This is a genomic window from Methylomonas methanica, assembly GCF_001644035.1.
GTDB classification, from domain to species: domain Bacteria; phylum Pseudomonadota; class Gammaproteobacteria; order Methylococcales; family Methylomonadaceae; genus Methylomonas; species Methylomonas methanica_A.
Genome location: NZ_LUUG01000092.1, coordinates 17,246 through 35,624 on the forward strand (window position 1 = coordinate 17,246; position 18,379 = coordinate 35,624).

Genomic DNA, 18,379 nt, shown 5'->3' on the forward strand with positions numbered 1-18,379 from the left:
TTGAATATTGTCGCTCCCGCGCAGGCGGGAACCCATAAATCCCAACCACTATCCATGCTCCGTATCATCTCCGCCAATCTAAACGGCATTCGTTCGGCAACCAGAAAAGGTTTTTACGACTGGTTAGACACCCAAAATCCAGACTTCGTCTGCCTACAAGAACTTAAAGCCCAGGCCGGCGATATGACAGCCGAGATGCTGACACCGAACGGCCTGCACGGCTATTTTCATTATGCCGAAAAGAAGGGCTACAGCGGCGTAGGCATCTACAGCAGACAGCCGGCCGATAAAGTAATTGAAGGTTTGGGGCATGCCGACATCGATAGCGAGGGCCGCTACCTGGAAGTGCAGGTCGGTAATCTATCGGTAATTTCCTTGTATCTACCGTCCGGCTCCAGCAGCGAGGAGCGGCAAAACGTCAAATACAGCGTAATGGAACGCTTCTACCCGCATCTTGCCGAACTGAAAGCCAGCGGCCGGGAAGTAGTGATTTGCGGCGACTGGAACATCGCCCACCAGGCAGCCGACTTGAAAAACTGGCGCGGCAACCAGAAAAACTCCGGTTTTTTACCGGCGGAACGAGCCTGGATGACGCAGGTATACGATGAGTTAGGCTGGGTGGACGTCTATCGCAGCCTACACCCAGACGCTACGGATGCCTGCTACACCTGGTGGAGTAACCGCGGTCAGGCTTGGGCCAAGAATGTCGGCTGGCGCATCGATTATCAAGTCGCCACGCCCGGCATTGCCGGCACGGCGCGCGCCACCAGCATTTTTAAAGAGCAACGCTTTAGCGACCATGCGCCATTGATCGTCGATTACGCTTACTAGCCGCTAGTCGACAAACGCGCCGAATTAGCGGAAATGCTATTCGATTCACGCACCAGCCTGGGTACCCATCCTGCCAAGCGCACCAAATCAGATCAAAGTTTGTCATCGATAGGGAAATACCCAGAAAAAAAGCTCACGACCCAAGACCACCAGCCAGCCTATTTACCTATTTGATGGGCGGGCGAATAGCAAAATGGGTCCGACTGGATCACTATCACACCAAAACGCTGCCCTGCTTCACAGCAAACTAATTTGCACCAACTTTGTGCGCACATTTAGCGCGTAGCAGAGTATCCGTGTTTACCGAAGGGATTTCCAAACTCCTTCGCGGCCATAATCGCTATTGACCCTATGCGAAGGAATAAGGCGTAAAGCCAGGATAGCTATAAAAAACCGCTTCGCGCCCACCTTTGCACTAACATGAGACATCAATTCGGGCGCACGCACCACAATAGCGCAATGAAACTGCTTTTTACTAGGCAAATGGGGCAATAAGGCAACTTTAGGCTTGGCGTACAAATTGCTTGTCCACTATAACCCTTAAAACTTAAATTAACCCGTGCACAAAAAGATACTGGATCATTTAAACGAAGCAATCCTGTTGTTCGACAAGGACTTGCGTCTGACCTATATCAACCCCGCCGGCGAGATGCTGCTTGCCGACAGCGCTAAACACTTGCTCGGCCAAACGGCGCACAAACTTTTCAAAACCGCGCATAACACCCTATTTAACGATTTGTTACCGCGCTTGTATTTGCTGGAGCCGCTGGTCGATAGAGAATTAATCCTAGAACGGCTTAGCCAATCGATTACGGTTAACCTTAGCGCCACGCCGTTGCTAGAGGATGGAAAATTAAGCGAAATCCTGATCGAACTGCAACAGGTAGACCGGCATTTACGCATTACCAAGGAAGAACAATTGCTGGCCCAGCAAAACACCAGCCGCATGCTGGTGCGTGGCTTGGCGCATGAAATCAAGAATCCGCTAGGCGGTCTGCGCGGCGCGGCGCAATTGCTGGACCTGGAATTGCAGGATCCTGAATTAAAGGAATATACGCAAATCATTATCGCCGAATCCGACCGCTTGCAGGATCTGATGGACAAAATGCTCGGCCCCAACAAACCCGCGCATAAAAGCCAGCTGAATATTCACGAAGTACTGGAACGCGTCCGGCATCTGGTCACAGTTGAAGCCGCCCACGGCATTATGCTGCATACCAATTACGATCCGAGTATCCCGGAGATTTTCGCCGACAAAAATCAGCTGATCCAAGCCATTCTGAATATCGTCCGGAATGCCGTGCAAGCCGTGCAGAACCACGGTGTGATTACCATGAAAACCCGGGTGCAACGGCATATGACCATAGGTCGCAAACGCTACAAGCTGACCGTCAAAATCGACATTATAGATAACGGTCCCGGCATCAAACCCGAGCTGATGGGACAGATTTTCTATCCGATGATCACCGGCCGCGCCGAGGGCACCGGGCTTGGCCTGTCGATTGCTCAATCTTTGATCAACCAACACAATGGCCTGATCGAATGCGAGAGCGAGCCGGGCAATACCGTATTTTCCATCTACCTACCTTTGGAGACGAATCATGCAAATACCTGACAAGGTCTGGATTGTCGATGATGACAAATCCATCCGCTGGGTACTTGAAAAAGCCTTGCAAAAAGCCGGCGTGCATACGCAAAGCTTCGCCAGCGCCAACGAATTGCTTAAATCGCTGCCCGGCGGGCTACCGCAAGTGCTGATCACCGATATTCGCATGCCGGGCATGGACGGCTTCGAGTTGTTGCGCAACATTCAAAACAGTTATCCGGATTTACCGGTGATCGTAATGACCGCACATTCCGACCTGGAAAGCGCGGTGTCGGCGTTTCACGGCGGGGCGTTCGAATATCTGCCCAAACCCTTCGACGTCACCGAAGTGGTCGAAACCGTGCAGCGCGCCTGCGCGCACAGCAAACAACGGCAAAGCGACATTGTGCAAGCACCGCCTACCGTAGAGGAAACCCCGGAAATCATTGGCGAAGCGCCCGCCATGCAAGAAGTGTTTCGGGCGATAGGCCGTCTGGCGCGCTCGCACATCACCGTACTGATTAACGGCGAGTCGGGTACAGGTAAGGAACTGGTCGCCAAAGCCCTGCATCGCCACAGTCCGCGAGCGGACCAGCCGTTCATAGCCCTGAACATGGCGGCCATCCCCAAGGACTTGATGGAATCGGAACTCTTCGGCCATGAAAAAGGCGCGTTTACCGGTGCCCAAGCAAGACGGATCGGCCGGTTTGAGCAAGCCAACAACGGCACGCTGTTTTTAGATGAAATCGGCGATATGCCGGCCGAATTGCAAACCCGCTTGCTGCGGGTATTGGCAGACAACGAGTTTTATCCGGTGGGTGCACACACCTCGGTAAGAGTAAACGTGCGCATCATCGCCGCCACCCATCAGGATTTGGAAGCGCTGGTGGCGCAAGGCCGGTTTCGGGAAGATTTGTTTCACCGTCTGAACGTGATCCGGATTCATATCCCGCCATTGCGCGAACGCCGCCAGGACATTGGTTTGTTGATGCGGCATTATTTGTATCAAAGCGCGAAGGAGCTGAATACCGAGATCAAACTGTTAAAACCGGAAACCGAGGCATTTTTAAGCGGCTTGAAGTGGCCGGGTAATGTGCGCCAATTGGAGAATATCTGCCGCTGGCTGACGGTGATGGCCTCCGGCCGGGAAATTCATCTGGAAGATTTGCCGCCGGAATTGACCCACAATAGCGCCGATTCCGGATCGGCCGATAGTACGCCCGGAGATTGGGAAAGCCAGTTTAAAAATTGGGTCAAGCAACAGTTATCGACCGGTAAAGTGGACATTGCCAAACAGGCCATCCCCACCTTGGAAACCCTGTTAATCGAGGCGGCCTTGAATCATACCCACGGCCGCAAACACGAAGCGGCGCTGTTGCTGGGCTATGGCCGCAACACCTTGACCCGCAAAATCAAGGAGCTGGACATTAAAGAATAATAGCGGCCGCCGCTGCTGTAAGCCGGCATTTCCCGCTAGGCAGGGTGTCCGGGATAGCCGTTTGCTGAGGCATCTTGGCGGGCAAAAACCGGCAGGTTTTTTTATCCGTTTAAATGCCATCGGTGTATACTCCCGCCGTCTGATTAACCTCAATAACAAGCAGAGAAGGTTTATATCTAATGGCGGATAAAACGGTAAGTAAACACCTGAGCAATCTTGAACGACAGTTCGCGGCGAACGATCCGGTTTTGCAAAAAACCGCCAAGATATTTCAGGATCTCGATGAAATCGAGTTTGAACTGGGCTTGATAGATAACGACGAAACCACCGCGCGCAAAACCAGCTGGTGGCCAATCGTCAGCACCTTGGGCGGTTACTCGCCCGCCAAATCAGACTTTGTCAATCGTTACCTGGGCGTACAACTGCACACCGCCCGCCATAAATTCACCGTCCTGCAATATACGCCGCAAACCAATACCGCCACCCTGCCCGGTACCGCATTGGACGCCGACCATCGCTTGCCTTTCTATCAGATCAGCCGTCAAATCGATTTGGTCGCTAACGGCGAAGGCAGCAAGCTGAACAGTTATCTGGAACTGGTTACCGTCAATAGCGGCAAATTGAAAAATAAGTTGTTGATCGACACTCCGGTATTAAATCCGGCGGCGGAAAATCCGGTGTCCGGCCTACTTCGGAAATACGTAATAGGTATCTCCGACCTGGTACTGGTGTTTAACGACTTATTCGAAGCCGATGCCGATTTGACCAAGGACACCCTGGCAGAGATCGTTGCTCACCAGGATGCCAACAAATTTATCTTCGTCATCGATCATTCCGAAATAACTATCGATGCGCTGAAAAGCCAGGAAATCGCCGCGTCCTGGCAACGCCGTCTGGCCGAACTGGGCATCCACACCGGCCAATTCATCGTGTTGTCGCAGTCCGGCGATACCTCGCTGTTCGATCAGCGCTTTAACAATATAAATAACGATCGCTCCTACCGAATTCTGGGTACGTTGGAGAGCAGCATCCGCGCAATTGACGACACCATTTTCCCGGAAGTGGAAGAAGCCTTGACCACCTGGAAGGATAGATGCAACGCCTCCACCTTGATCGTTTTGGGTTTTGTGGTGATGTTGATGTTATTTGCGGAAATCGCCGTGGGCATCCTAGAATTACTGATCGATCCACTGATAGGCCCCGCCATTCTCGCGGTGTTGATCGGCGTGTTGACGCCGCTACATATAGTCGTCAGCCGGGTGCATGCCAAATTCCTGATCAAGCAATTGCACAAGCGGCAAAAACAGTTAAATCTCAGCGAAGATTTGGCGGGATTGTTTGAAAAAAGCTTGAGCTTCTGGCGAATTTTAATGCCTATCACCGACCCGGTCGGTAAAACCAAGAAAAACCGCAAAAAGCTGAACAGTCTTATCGAGCAAAGCAAAGATCTGGTACAAGCTTTGAACGACCAGTTCAGTCATAGTCAACAACCGGAATATCGCAGTCAATACGACGCGTATTCTTATGCCGACTCAGAGGAAAACTGATTAAGTAGCGTGCATCGTGATGGAAATCTTCAGACATTATTTCCCGCTGTGCTGGTTCAATGTCTCGGTCTTGGACCTGCCCAGATCGACACGTTTTTTTAAAAACAATGCGATTTTTTATTTTATCGCCGTGTTTTTTATTCAATTCAACATGTCTGACGACATTGACTCGATCTTCGAGGTGTTGCTGGAGACCTTGCTAACTCTGGGCTTTATTGCACTGGTGTTAGTACTGAATAAAACCTTTTATACCTTCATACAAGTCGCGTCGGCCATTTTGTTTTGTGAAAATGTCGTCGCGATCTTTCTGATTCCTATCGTGTTTTGGGTGACCGTGGCGGAAGATACGCCCAGTTATGCAACCTTGGCGTTATTTTTAATGTGGGACATGGCGATTATCGCGCGAATATTTAAAGACGTATTGCAAGTCAATACACCGGCCAGTCTGGTGGTGTCTTTATTTTATTTTCTAACCACCTATGGCGGCGCTTACGGCATCTACAGCTTAGTGGGCGGCTGAGGATTCCGGTTTAACCCCGTAATAATTGGACAGCACATCGTAAGCGCCTTGCACACCCGCAACCGCTGCCGCCTTCAAAGGCAAACAAGCCCCGCTCCATTGCTTGATTTTACCGTCAAAATAAAACGCCCATTCACCCTGCCAGCAATCGCCTTTCTTGGCGATGCGGCCTGCCATTACCGACGTTACTTCATAGCGGGCAGATACAGCCAACAAATTACGGGAATCAGCACCCAGCACCTCGCTCAGCGAAATCTTTTGCTGTTCCTCCAAATCCAGCATTGGGAATATCATCGGTACGCCTTTAATTTTAGAAGCAAACGCCAACGCGCTTTCCAATTCCGGCATGCTGTCGGCGTTGTAAAACCGTCGTCCTTCTTCATCGTCGACCACCAGCCAAACCAAGGTTTCCGGTCTGATCTCGCTCCAAATGCCCACCTGGCTTTTGCGCATGACTTCCATCAATTGGTCTTCATCAAACTGCACTCTCAGCAAACGCGCGTCGGTGTCAGGCAGTTCGTCGGCGGAAATCAAGGAAAATTGCGATTGTTTAACGTAGTTTTGCGCACTGGACAAAGCTTGCTGCACCACCGGAATTTTGGAAATATCCTCGGATACCAATACCCGGCTGAGTACCGCGTACATGGCTTGCTTGATCGCTTGCGTCCTATCCTCGGCGGACTGGCTGTTGGCGATCAGCTCGATCTCATACAAGCCTTTTACTTCGACGGCCTCCGCTAATGGGCAATTGCACAGCAATCCCCACAAACACAGCCTTAAAAACCCGGACTTACCCTTCATAACAACATTGACCACAAGCCTACCCTGACAGTGCATTAATGGGAACTATAGTACAATATCGGTCGTTTCAACCTTAACTTTAACGAGAGACTGACATTGAGCGAACAACAACAAGACCGCCTGAATTATAAGAGCGCGGGCGTCGATATTGAAGCCGGCAACGCTTTAGTCGAACGCATCAAACCCATCGCGGCCAAAACCCGTAATGCGGGCGTCATGGCCGGTTTAGGCGGCTTCGGTTCGCTGTTCGAATTACCGCTGGACCGTTACAAACACCCGGTATTAGTATCCGGCACTGACGGCGTCGGCACCAAATTGAAACTGGCACTGGATTTAAACATCCACAACAGCGTCGGTATCGACTTGGTGGCCATGTGCGTTAACGACATCATCGTCCAGGGCGCCGAACCTTTGTTTTTCCTGGATTATTTCGCCACCGGCAAACTGGAAGTCGATACCGCCGCCAGCGTAATCGAAGGCATAGGCAAAGGCTGCGAACAAGCCGGCGCGGCGCTGGTCGGCGGCGAAACTGCGGAAATGCCCGGCATGTACGCGGATGGCGATTACGACTTGGCCGGCTTTTGCGTCGGCATCGTCGAAAAGGAACGCATCATCGACGGCAGTCAAGTGCAGGCCGGCGACAAACTCATCGCGCTGGCCTCTTCCGGCCCACACTCCAACGGCTACTCCTTGATACGCAAAATCGTCGCTCGCAGCGGCCTGGCTTGGACCGATAGTGTCAACGGCAAGCCGCTCGGCGAGACCCTGCTGACCCCAACCCGCATCTACGTCAAACCCTTGCTGGAACTGCTGAAAACCGTGCCGGTGCATGCGATGGCCCATATCACCGGCGGCGGCATCACCGAAAACCTGCCGCGCGTATTGCCTAACGGCCTGAACGCCAATGTCCAGCTGTCCGCTTGGCAGTTGCCGGAGATTTTCGTCTGGCTGCAACAGCAAGGCAATGTCGAATTAGCCGACATGCTGGTCACCTTCAACTGCGGCATCGGCATGATCGTCTGCGTTGCGGCAGAAGACGAGGCCGCTACGCTGGATATATTGAAACAACAAGGCGAAACCGCGTTCAGCATCGGCGAGATTGTCGCCGGCGCCGGCAAACCGCACGTCGTCTATTCCTGATTTTTTCCATAACACCACCATGTCTGTAAGCAGGCATGGTATTACCTCTAAAAAACCAAAGAAACCTTCTCCTGAGCAATCGTCGTAGAACAGTCCCTTCTCACTCAGGGAGAAGGCTAGGATGAGGGGATATAAACGAGTATCTATTCCCCTCACCCCAACCCTCTCCTTTATGCCCGGTGGGTACGCGAGGAGAGGGCGCTTTTACGATAACTTCGCCAGTGAAGAGGATTTTTAGAGGTCCCTTTATATCAACCAAGCTGTCTCGCAGCTTCTCAATCAAACGGAACAACCATGAGCGATCTACCCAACTGCCCAAAATGCGGCTCGGAATACACCTATAACGACGGCAATATGAATATTTGCCCGGATTGCGCCCACGAATGGTCGGCCGATGCCGCCACTGACAGCGGCGACGATACTAAAATCATCAAAGATGCCAACGGCAACCTGCTGCAAGACGGCGATACCGTCACGGTGATTAAAGACCTGAAAGTGAAAGGCTCGTCACTGGTCGTTAAGGTCGGCACTCGCGTCAAAAACATCCGTTTGGTAGACGGCGACCACGACATCGACTGCAAAATCGACGGCATCGGCGCGATGAAATTGAAATCGGAGTTTGTGAAAAAGGCCTAATCTACAAGCCCAATGCAATGCCGGGGCGCGGCGGCTTATTTAACCCGCTCCAAACGTTTCACCTTACCTCTCAGCATTGCCAAAACATTCAGGACGGCGTGTACACCCCGTCCTGCTCACTACCGAATTTGTATGAAAAAGCCCAAGAAAAACAAAAATGCCGGATTGAACGAAGCCGAAATCGAAGTCGGTTATCTATATTTCACTACTGCGAACCAATACCGTGCGGTACTGGCAATGAAAGGTGAGTTTTTAATCTATGCGCCCAGTTCGGAAGGCCTAGAGCCATTAGCTCCAGATGCCGGAAAATTGCCGTTTGAAAATTCGCCGTGGAAAAAATGCGCAATCGTTACCTTTGCAAAAAAGGACTACCAAGCGTTTACGTTTAATGGCGAGAACGCGATCAAACACCAATTGAATGCGGCGCAGATCGCGGAAGCAACTGCCCAGTGCAATGCCAAATCGGCCATCGCGGCATTGTTAGCGGAATGAGGCGTTTAAACAGGAGAAACGCGCCAACATCCCGCGCAGCCGCGATTAGCGAAGCGTAATCGCGGGAATGATGAGTTTCACCAGGCATTGATATTTTTTCCTCGGTTACGCTTCGCTAACCGAGGCTACACGGATTGCGGTGTAGAAATGGCAATCCAGTCGTTCAAACATAAAGACCGACAAGCAACTTCCGGTCGAGCACTTTGCGGGTCCAAATCAAGAACAATAAACCTTAAACCGCGCCCCGCAGTTCAACCGGCCGCCCCATACAAAGCCTCAAATAGACCCTCGCGATGGCAATGCCATTGATCACAAACGACACGGTGATCGGCGCCGCAAACCAGGGGTGCTGACTGCTGGCATGCGACAGCAACAAGTCCTCACCTAGAAATGCCGGCGTAATTGGGAAGCCGACCAAGCCCAAAAAGCTCAAAAACAGCATCAGCGACCAACCGGGCCGGGTTTCGGCGAAAGCGCGAAACACGAAGGGTTCATCTGCAAAATTGTAATGCCTCAACAATACGCTGAGCGCCAGAACACCCAAGGCCCACGAGGGAATGATGCCGCTGAAGAACAAGGCCACATCGGACCAGGCTGAAGGCACCATCAACCAAACCGCCACGCCGGCCAAGATACTGCTCAAGGCCACGCTGTGCCAAACCTGAAACGGGCTGCGCTTATTGCTAAACGCGCTTAACGACACCACCGCCATCGCCAACGAGATCGGCATGGATAGATAGATTCTGGCCACGCTGCTGACCCCGGACGCCGCAATGGCGATGATTAACAACATTGCGAGGCCCGCTAAAATTTTGACCCACAGGCTCACCGCGTTCAGTTGTCGGCCAACGTTTTTCAGGGGCTCCCAGAAAATCTTCTTCACCAACAACTCCAACTGCCCTTCCTGCAAGGCAAACACATACAAGGTGTTTTGCAATACATCCGGCAAGGAGTTGCGAATCGACGCCGGCAAAAACGTCAGTTGTTCGTTGTTTTTGATGTAAAAATCACTATCGACATTGCCTTCCACCCGCAGCAAATGGGCAACGATGGACGGTGACACCAGCAATTGATAGCAGCGCAAAAAGGCATTGCCCATAAAGTGCAGCAGCACCAAGCCTTCCAGGCCCAAAGCCAGCTCGACGAACATAATCCCTACCTGAGCGATGGAAGCATAAGCCACCTGCCCTTTGATATTGGATTGGGTTTTCTCGGCCAAGGTAGCCACACACACTGTCAAGACGCCGATACTCAGCACGATCAAGCGCGGCAGATAGTGATAACTCCAGATCGGCATGGTCCGCAGCAACAGAAATACGCCCAGATGAATCGATAAGGCACCATAGAAAATCGCGCTGGAAGGTGTCGGCCCTTCCATCGCGCGGGGCAGCCAGAAGCTGAACGGAAATTGCGCCGACTTACCCGAGGCAGCCAAAATAATCAGCCAGGATAAAATCGACAAGGATGCGTAGCCGGCTGGCGGAATATTGTCGGGATCGAACATGGTCAACAACTGGCTAAAATGCTGACTTTCGTGAAACAACAAATGACTCATCCAGGTGCCGACCAGCAAGCCCACATCGCAAAAGCGGTAGATGGTGTAAGCACGCAAGGCGTTGCGCACCGGTTGGGGCCGATGCCGATAAAAGGCGATCAGCAGGAATGAGGAAATCCCGACGATCTCCCAGCCAGCAAACAGCATATCGATACTGCCGGACAGCACGATCAGGTTCAAGCCAAACGCAAACCCAAAAATAGCCTGAAAGAAGCGTTTGTATCCCGCTTCCCGGTGCAAATAAACTCGGCAATATTTAACAATCGCCGAGAACACCGCCCACACCACAAACAAATAAGCGGCGCCGACTCTATCGAGAAAAAATAGCAAGGGAAACTGGTAATCGTCGTGTTGATATAACACCAGCCATTGATATTCAAAGTTAGCAAAGCCATGGGCCGCCCACGCCACCAGCAAACCCAGCACCGCGACACCCTTGATTCGGGTCATCCACAGGCTGATCTCGGCGATCCGGTGTTCATGGTCCGGGCTGAAGAAAATCAGCAAAAAGCCGATTAACGGCAATAATACGCATGCCAATAATAAAACACTCATCCCTGTCTCCTTTCCAATTCGTGGACCGGAATGGTCCGGGTTTGTCCGACGATGATTTTTTCCGAGCAGCTGGCAACTGGTAGCGGTCTGCCGGCGGCTAGTTCCGCGACTGTCCAGCCTTTGCTGCTGTATAAATACAACTCGCGGCTTACCGGATCGCAGGCCACCAGCCGTATCCACTCGTTATCCAACCATTCCCGCCAGCCGCCCAGCATCGCAATGGCCTGATCGGCAATCACTGTGGTTTGTTCCACCACCATCAGCAAGCGCGCCGGCTCGTGCACCTCTATCATTTGCGACGGCAAGCCGGTGCGCAAATCACCCTCCACGCCGTTGGCCACGCCCAACAAGCCGATGACGTTATGCGGCAGTTTGGTGCCGGCGCCGTAGACCGAATTGTCGATACGCGAAAACAGGTATTCCAGATTGATACCGCCGCATACCGGAATCACCGCCGACAAGACCTTCACCAAGATCGAGCCGTCGTGGTCGCTATTGGGGTCGTAGGATTGCAAAAACGCCCGTCGATCCATGAATAAATGCCGGGTTAAATTGCGCCGCCCGACTACGCAATACAAATTATTGGAATGATTCAATTCCGGGCGCGGCTCGAAAATCGACGACGCCCGCGCCACCACGTGCCGATGCGCTTCTGCGTTTTCATGGGATTTTGGCCCCAACTCGAACCAGCGGCAGCGTTCGCGCGCGTTGCGTTGTAAAGCATGTTGCATGCTGTGTTGAAAACGGTGCAGTTCGTGGCGCGCGGCTTTATCCAAGTCCTGTTGATCGAAATAACTGATCTCGTCGCGACTGGTATTGTGCAAGGCCGGGACAAAATGGGTGCCGGCGGGAATTGCGATGCCGTGCTCGCGCAAAATCTCCCGCACCTGCGGATGGTTGACCATCCAGGCAAAGGCCCGCGCATTGGGCGCACCGGGCTTACCAGAGCAAGCACCGCAGTCGTAAGCGGCGAAATGCGGATTGTTCACGCTGCTGGAGCCATGCGCGACAACTACAATCAATGGCGCAAACTGTTTAGTCAGCCCGATGTTGCGCAGCAAGCCGCCCACCCGATCAGCCATTTCCGTCAACGAAAACCCCAGCAGGTAGCCGTCTTCGTTGAGTTCCTCGCTCTCACGCAGCAGATGCAAATGACCATGTGCCTCCACTTCGCTCAGACTTTGGATACCCGGCAAGTGGCCGCCGGGGCGCAGCACGCTCCAGCCCAGGCGTAAGGCATAGGCCAAACCCAGCGTTTGCGTATACAGCCAACCGCGCAGCATGGAATGCGCACCAAAATGCAGGGTCGAAAGCGATTCGCCCTTATCCGATTTGTCAGGCTGCGGTTTATCGGTCGATTCCAGAATCAGATGCTTGGGTTTAATCACCACCGGACATTGCGCTACCGGATACGCATCGTCCAAACCTTGGTAGAGAAAATCGATGCCAAAAAATCCCGGCGCGCCAAAAGTTTCGATACCCGAATCTATATCTTCCAAGTAACGCCGCAGCGAACATTCTCTATCGTCAATGCAGAACAGCGCCTGCACGTTCGGCGCATGCTCGGCTATCTGCTCAACAGGTGCTTGTTCACGTAAGGCCAGTAGCAATTCGGAATGCAGCGACCACTCCATCGCCTCGTGCCACACCCGCATTTTCAGCGGCACTTTAGGATTAATCGCATCGCGCTCCAATAACGGAATTTCGTGTAAATTCGGCAGTTGCGCGATCTGTAGAAAAGTGTGACCGTGCTTTTTATCGATAAACGCCAGCTCGCAGGCCAGTTCCACGGCCAATAATTCTTTCAGGGAGATTGCCCGTGGCGCCAGCAACACATTGGGCTGGATTTCGATAATCCGCACCATCCCGGACCAACCGGGATGCGCCAGCAATACTTCCAATAGATATTGCCCGTATAACGTTTCATCGCCGACGATTTTGCCCAGGCAATTTAAAATCACTTGATCCGGGCCGGCATCCAGCATTTGCCTCACTACAGGCTGATGAAATGGATACAAAGGCAACAAGCTGTTTTGCACCAGCCGCAACACGCAATCCCAAAACCGCTCGTCCGGTTTCGGCATCGCCCAGCGGCTAATGCCTTGATCGAGAAAATTACTTAACAACCTGAACATCACCGGATGTACCATACCGTTCAAGTCGATTTCCAGGTGATTCAACCAGGCGCTGCGTATGCCGTGGTTAGCCAATGACTGCGGCGGATAATGACTGTGACCGTCGGGCTCAAATAACGATGCCCGCAAAGACTCTTCTTGATAAACACCGCAATCGGCCTGAGCAATCGCCCATTCCAGGGCTTGATCGCTGATACGGCGCTCGTTATAGCGCTTCAGGTAATCGGCCAGGGGCAGATAACTTTTAGCGCCATATACCTGAGCAGCCACCGCCACTCCGTCGTGAAACGGATAGTCCTGCACGGCATGCAAGGTGTTGTGATGAATGAAATCTTTGATCGGCCCTTGGCTGGGTAGCCAATGGGCGATATGCGCTATCGCCAAATCCAAATCAAAGGCAGTGTGTTGGGCAGTATCGGACATTTGTAGCTTAAACCTCGCTAATAAAACCGCTTGATACCAGCAGTCTCTTAGCTACTGTTCTGCATAGCGCGTGCCAAAGCCGGAAACTCTGCCTTGCCAGCCCAAAAACCGGTCCAAGACAGCGTGATTGCGGTGCAAATCAACCACCAAATTGGTTGAATCTGGCTATTCAACCGTTCCAAGGCGACTGAATTTGCCTGCATTTACGCCGGTAAGTCTTGATATGCCTAAGCTGACGCGATAACTTTCAAAATGGCATACTTCTCGCTGAACTAAGGTTTTCCTGAGCTTCTTGAGAAAACCCCATGCCTACCTCATCTTCAAGCATTGTTCCAAAATCCGGGCTGCCGGGTCTTATTGAAAACTGGCGTAGCGACCTGCTTTCCGGTTTTTTAGTGTTTTTAATTGCTCTGCCGCTGTGCTTAGGCATTGCCATGGCATCGGGTTTTCCACCGATGTCCGGCATCATTTCCGCGATAATCGGCGGCGTTTTGGTGTCGCGATTGAGTGGTTCCTACGTGACGATTAACGGTCCCGCCGCCGGCTTAATCGTGGTGATCGTCGATGCGGTGCAATCCCTGGGACAAGGCGATGCGATGGCGGGTTATCGGTATACGCTGGCCGCCATCGTGATTGCCAGCGTCTTGCAGGTCCTGCTGGGTGTGTTCAAGGCCGGTAAGCTCAGCGCTTTTTTCCCCTCATCCGTCGTACACGGCATGCTGGCGGCCATCGGTATTATCATCATGGCCAAGCAGATCCACACCTTACTCGGCGTTAAACCGGAAGCTAAATCCTTGTTGGGCACCATCGCCGAGATCCCGCATTCGTTGATGGAAATGAATCCGGAAGTATCGTTGATCGGCCTACTAGGCTTGTTGTTATTGATACTTTGGTCGGTGATCAAACATCCCACTTTGAAAATGATCCCCGCTCCGCTGCTGGTGGTACTACTGGGCTTAGCCTTGGGCCAGTATTTTGATTTGGATCATATCCACCAGTACTTGTTTTTGCCGGATGCGGCGATTTTGCCCCATCATGAATTCAGCGTCGGTCCTTCATTTCTGGTCGCTGTACCTGAACATTTTCTTGCCGGCTTCTATCTGCCTGACTTCGGCAAAATCGCTACCGGCGAATTCTGGCTGGCAGTGTTAACTATCTGGTTGGTCGGTAGCCTGGAAAGTTTGTTGAGCGCTTCGGCGGTGGATAAACTCGACCCGTATAAACGCAGCTCCAACCTGAATCGCGATTTAACTGCGGTCGGTATCGGCAATATCGTTGCCGGGATGGTGGGTGGCTTGCCGATGATCGCCGAAATCGTCCGCAGCTCCGCCAACATCAATAACGGCGCGAAAACCGGCTGGGCCAACTTCTTTCACGGCTTGTTTTTACTGATCTTCGTTGCGCTGTTTCCCAAGCTGATTCACGAAATCCCGTTATCGGCACTGGCGGCACTCTTGGTTTTCACCGGTTTCCGTCTGGCCTCGCCGAAAGAGTTTGCGAAAACCCTGGCGGTGGGTGTCGACAATTTTGCGGTGTTCGTCATCACGATTCTCGGCGTCTTGGCTACCGACTTGTTGGTAGGCGTAGCGATAGGCATCGCGGTGGAACTGGCAATTCATGTCAGCCGTGGTTTAAAACTACGCAACGCGTTTTCAATGGCGTTTAACGTGCTCCAAGCCGATGCAGACACCTATCACATTGAGGTGTCCGGGGCGGCCGTATTCTCCAACTTCATCACCTTAAAAAGCTTATTGGCGGATTTTCCGGAGCGCAAAATGGTGTTTTTCGACTTGACCGAAGCCAACTTGATCGACCATACCGTGATGGAATTCATTCACCATTTTGCCGAAGACTACAATCAAGCGGGCGGCCGTTGCGAAATTGTCGGCTTGGACGATCACGAGAGTTACTCCGACCACCACCTCTCTGCTCGCCGCAAAATTGCGCTCTGACCGGGTAACACCGTCACTCCGACCGGTCGAACCGCCAGAGTGACGCTTTGCCATCCGTAAGCTCTTTGTTTTAACCACACCAACAACAGACCTTCATCTCCCTGTGACGCAGGGAGACACGCCAACTTTTGCTTAAATTTTGGGGAAACTTTATGCACAAGCTATCTGGAAACCTATTTTGTTTGCGGTTTATAGGCTGCCTATTACTAACCGCAATGTCTACCGGTGCAGTAGCCGATGATCGGGCAGAGGACTCTGGAACCTGGTTACAAGCCGTTGCCGAAGGCAGCATGAGTTTTATCGATCCAAGCTTGAAAGACGGGCGAATTTGGCTAGAAGGCCAATCCCGCTTTGATCGCGACTGGAGCCATTGGTACCAGGGCATGGTCCGCACGGCAGTAGGCTACTCCTTGACTGACCACGCCACCATCTGGGCCGGTTATACCTGGCTACCAACCCAAAACATCGACAAATCTTATGTCTTCCAACAAGACATTTGGCCGGCATTCCGCTATGTTTTGCCAACCGAAATTGGCACGTTTATGTTCCGCACTATGTGGGAAACCAACTTTCTGAACGGCGACCAAGTGCGCGAACGCCCACGGCAAATGATCAGATTCCTGCACCCGTTCGAGTTCGAGCCGCGCTTGAGCCTGATCGCCTGGGATGAAGCCTTTTACCGGGCCAATTCCACCACCTTTGGCGGCAAATCCGGTTTCGATCAAAACCGAGCCTTTGCCGGTTTCGGCTGGAGCTTCAACAAAAACCTTAGAACCGAACTGGGCTATATGAACCAGTATGTCGACAACGCCAACCACAGCTCGGCAACCATGCGGCATTTGGGGATGGCATCGGTGTTTGTTAATTTCTAACTCGGCGGTTTTCACCAGCCCCTGAATATCGCCGCTCCCGACAGACGGGAGCAAACGACACCGGAATCGCGAGTCACTCTAACGGCTCCCAATTCCGGAAATCTCAAGGGCACAGCAACTTTAAGGACCGCGTTATTAACCCGGCCCTTAAATGTCCTGGATTCGTCATTCCCGCGAAGGCGGGAGCGACGATATTTACGGGCCGGGTTAATAATATAAACGGGCTAGAACCTATCTTTATCCTGCTGAAATTGCGGATGGTACGGTCCAGCAGGCAAGCCTTTGGGCGGCTGAAACGCCAAGAAATTAGCCTGCTTGGCTAGCGGCAAGTAATCGGTCACCAAAGCGTTAATCGCTGCCGAGACAGCCATTGATATTAAATCGCCACCGCCGGATTGCTGCACATAGCCCTGATCGTTTTTCCATAACACCTGGCCGGTTTTGGTGTCTTTTAAAATATACTCCATCGACACCACCACCGATGACACCAGCCCCAGGTATTTGGTGCTCCAATCTTTGATAGTCACCAATAAAACGGCATCAGCACCAAACAGCTCGTAAAAGCGTTCTGCGGGCAGTTGATGCACATGACCGGCTTCAACCAGTCCGAAATCGCGCAGAATCATATCCGTTAAATACACGGGAAACACATAGTAGCCGCGCTCGGCCAAGGGCTGAGTGATGCTGGTAATAAATACCGAATTCGCCGTCACTTCCGGCGACTCGTTCGCCACCGGCACCACCAAAATAGAGCGCGGTTGATGGGCGTAAAAGGCATCCAAATCGGTCCGGCGCGGTACCGCACACGCTTGCATCAGGCAGGCCAGCAAAATGATCACGAATACTCTCATTTTTGCGCTCCAGTGTTCGCTTGCTCCACAGTTGGCGCGGGGGCGGCCGTCGCCGCTTTGTCCTTCTGCTCAATCCGTTCAATCAATTTATTCATCAAAGCCTGCGACTCCGGATACAAAGCGCGCTCCTTTTGGAAGTTTGCGATGGCGCCGGCTTTATCGCCCCGGGTATAAAGCAAAAATCCATAATCGGCATACACACCCGGCGGCACCATTCTGTGTTGTCTTTCCGCCTCGAGCAGGGTTTGACTCAAATAGGCATCAGTCTGCTGAGGATTATTTTGCACATAGCGCTCGAACAGACTGGTTTCATAGTCGCCCCAATAAAAGAGTCCGGACGGGGCGCAGCCGGCCAACATCACGGCTGACAGCAAAACCATGAAGCCCCCCGTCATTCGCCTACGAAACCTTAAGTACATATGCAGAATCCTTTCAGTGTTTTGCTTACTGCGGCGCTTTACCACGGGCATCCAAGGTGGACACCACGTTGTTGATCATATTGACGATGGCAGCATCGATTGCCTTACCTTCAAGCGTTGAATCGAAACCCGCCGTACCGCCAAAGCCCAAGGTGCTGGACGCTGAAATAGACGCCTCTCCAGAACCTTCCTGGCTGTAAAACACCGCCCCGGATTTAGGATCTACGAGTCGCAGAACTACCCTGGCGCGGGCGCGTTGAGTCTTTTCCTTGCCAACCAACCATACGCCGCCGGTGGTATCGCGGCCCAACTCCACCACCGAGCCCATCACCAAGGCATCGACGCCCGTCAGGTTTTGCTTAAACTCGGCCTCGGTTTTGCCCATCAATTCGGCCTCCGATTTAAGCTTGTTAATGTCCTGGCGCTCAACCACATTGAAATGCTGAGTTGCCATCAAATGTCGAGACAATAAATCAGCGGCTTGCTTGCCGATCCGGTCCCCTGATTGGTCGGTAAACAACCCGCTGCCATACACCGATTCGTTGGTAAATCGCGAGACGGCAATCGTCATCCGACTGGCGGCCGGTAACGGCGAGAACGTCACCTGCGGAGTTATAACTAAATCTG

16 protein-coding genes are annotated in these 18,379 nt (G+C 52.4%); 10 read left to right on the top strand and 6 right to left on the bottom strand.

The window, feature by feature from the left end:
- Nucleotides 1-54: 54 nt before the first annotated feature.
- From A1332_RS16735 to A1332_RS16755, 5 genes are all read left to right on the top strand, one after another.
- On the top strand, nt 55-831 hold the full coding sequence (locus A1332_RS16735; protein WP_064009582.1) for an exodeoxyribonuclease III: 777 nt from the start codon (nt 55-57) through the stop codon (nt 829-831).
- A 559-nt stretch (nt 832-1,390) separates the two neighbouring features.
- A complete protein-coding gene (gene glnL / locus A1332_RS16740; protein WP_020482512.1) occupies nt 1,391-2,446 on the top strand; it encodes a nitrogen regulation protein NR(II) in 1,056 nt (351 codons plus the stop codon).
- A complete protein-coding gene (gene ntrC, locus A1332_RS16745) occupies nt 2,433-3,854 on the top strand; it encodes a nitrogen regulation protein NR(I) (RefSeq protein WP_064009583.1) in 1,422 nt (473 codons plus the stop codon). Before glnL ends, ntrC begins: the two co-directional genes overlap by 14 nt.
- Nucleotides 3,855-4,033: 179 nt before the next feature.
- Entirely contained in the window at nt 4,034-5,401 is a 1,368-nt protein-coding gene (locus A1332_RS16750) for a hypothetical protein (protein ID WP_064009584.1), read from the top strand.
- Between the two features lie 19 nt (nt 5,402-5,420).
- A complete protein-coding gene (locus A1332_RS16755; RefSeq protein WP_064009585.1) occupies nt 5,421-5,921 on the top strand; it encodes a hypothetical protein in 501 nt (166 codons plus the stop codon).
- Here A1332_RS16755 and A1332_RS16760 read toward each other — a convergent pair.
- Nucleotides 5,907-6,737 (bottom strand): DUF2066 domain-containing protein, encoded by an 831-nt coding sequence (locus A1332_RS16760; RefSeq protein ID WP_231886471.1) that lies wholly within the window; start codon nt 6,735-6,737, stop codon nt 5,907-5,909. The two genes, A1332_RS16755 and A1332_RS16760, sit on opposite strands and share 15 nt — an antisense overlap.
- 81 nt (nt 6,738-6,818) lie before the next feature.
- Here A1332_RS16760 and purM point away from each other — a divergent pair, with 81 nt between their 5' ends.
- The 3 genes from purM (at nt 6,819) to A1332_RS16775 (ending at nt 8,990) form a co-directional block, all read left to right on the top strand.
- The gene (purM, locus tag A1332_RS16765; protein ID WP_064009587.1) at nt 6,819-7,862 is read left to right on the top strand and encodes a phosphoribosylformylglycinamidine cyclo-ligase; all 1,044 of its coding nucleotides are present in this window, start codon (nt 6,819-6,821) and stop codon (nt 7,860-7,862) included.
- A gap of 294 nt (nt 7,863-8,156) precedes the next feature.
- Nucleotides 8,157-8,498 carry a zinc ribbon domain-containing protein YjdM gene (locus A1332_RS16770; protein ID WP_064009588.1) on the top strand — a complete coding sequence of 114 codons (342 nt, stop codon included), beginning with the start codon at nt 8,157-8,159 and terminating at the stop codon, nt 8,496-8,498.
- 132 nt (nt 8,499-8,630) lie between these two features.
- Nucleotides 8,631-8,990, top strand: coding sequence for a hypothetical protein (locus A1332_RS16775; protein ID WP_064009589.1), 360 nt, complete (start codon nt 8,631-8,633; stop codon nt 8,988-8,990).
- Between the two features lie 232 nt (nt 8,991-9,222).
- Here A1332_RS16775 and A1332_RS16780 read toward each other — a convergent pair whose 3' ends face one another.
- Complete coding sequence (locus A1332_RS16780; protein WP_064009590.1) at nt 9,223-11,100, bottom strand: proton-conducting transporter membrane subunit; 1,878 nt, start codon at nt 11,098-11,100, stop codon at nt 9,223-9,225.
- Nucleotides 11,097-13,658 (bottom strand): YbcC family protein, encoded by a 2,562-nt coding sequence (locus A1332_RS16785; protein WP_064009591.1) that lies wholly within the window; start codon nt 13,656-13,658, stop codon nt 11,097-11,099. The genes A1332_RS16780 and A1332_RS16785 overlap by 4 nt, the downstream gene beginning before the upstream one ends.
- Before the next feature lie 305 nt (nt 13,659-13,963).
- Between A1332_RS16785 and A1332_RS16790 the strand changes: the two genes are divergently transcribed.
- Both A1332_RS16790 and A1332_RS16795 read left to right on the top strand, forming a co-directional pair.
- The gene (locus A1332_RS16790) at nt 13,964-15,610 is read left to right on the top strand and encodes a SulP family inorganic anion transporter (protein ID WP_064009592.1); all 1,647 of its coding nucleotides are present in this window, start codon (nt 13,964-13,966) and stop codon (nt 15,608-15,610) included.
- 152 nt (nt 15,611-15,762) lie between these two features.
- Nucleotides 15,763-16,482 (top strand): DUF2490 domain-containing protein, encoded by a 720-nt coding sequence (locus A1332_RS16795; protein ID WP_064009593.1) that lies wholly within the window; start codon nt 15,763-15,765, stop codon nt 16,480-16,482.
- Nucleotides 16,483-16,706: 224 nt separating this feature from the next.
- Here the strand turns inward: A1332_RS16795 and A1332_RS16800 are convergent, their stop codons facing one another.
- From A1332_RS16800 to A1332_RS16810, 3 genes are all read right to left on the bottom strand, one after another.
- On the bottom strand, nt 16,707-17,333 hold the full coding sequence (locus A1332_RS16800; protein ID WP_064009594.1) for a DUF799 domain-containing protein: 627 nt from the start codon (nt 17,331-17,333) through the stop codon (nt 16,707-16,709).
- Nucleotides 17,330-17,713, bottom strand: coding sequence for a DUF4810 domain-containing protein (locus tag A1332_RS16805; RefSeq protein WP_231890341.1), 384 nt, complete (start codon nt 17,711-17,713; stop codon nt 17,330-17,332). The genes A1332_RS16800 and A1332_RS16805 overlap by 4 nt, the downstream gene beginning before the upstream one ends.
- 64 nt (nt 17,714-17,777) lie before the next feature.
- Nucleotides 17,778-18,379: CsgG/HfaB family protein (locus tag A1332_RS16810; RefSeq protein WP_064009596.1), on the bottom strand; the 602-nt coding region annotated here is incomplete at its 5' end.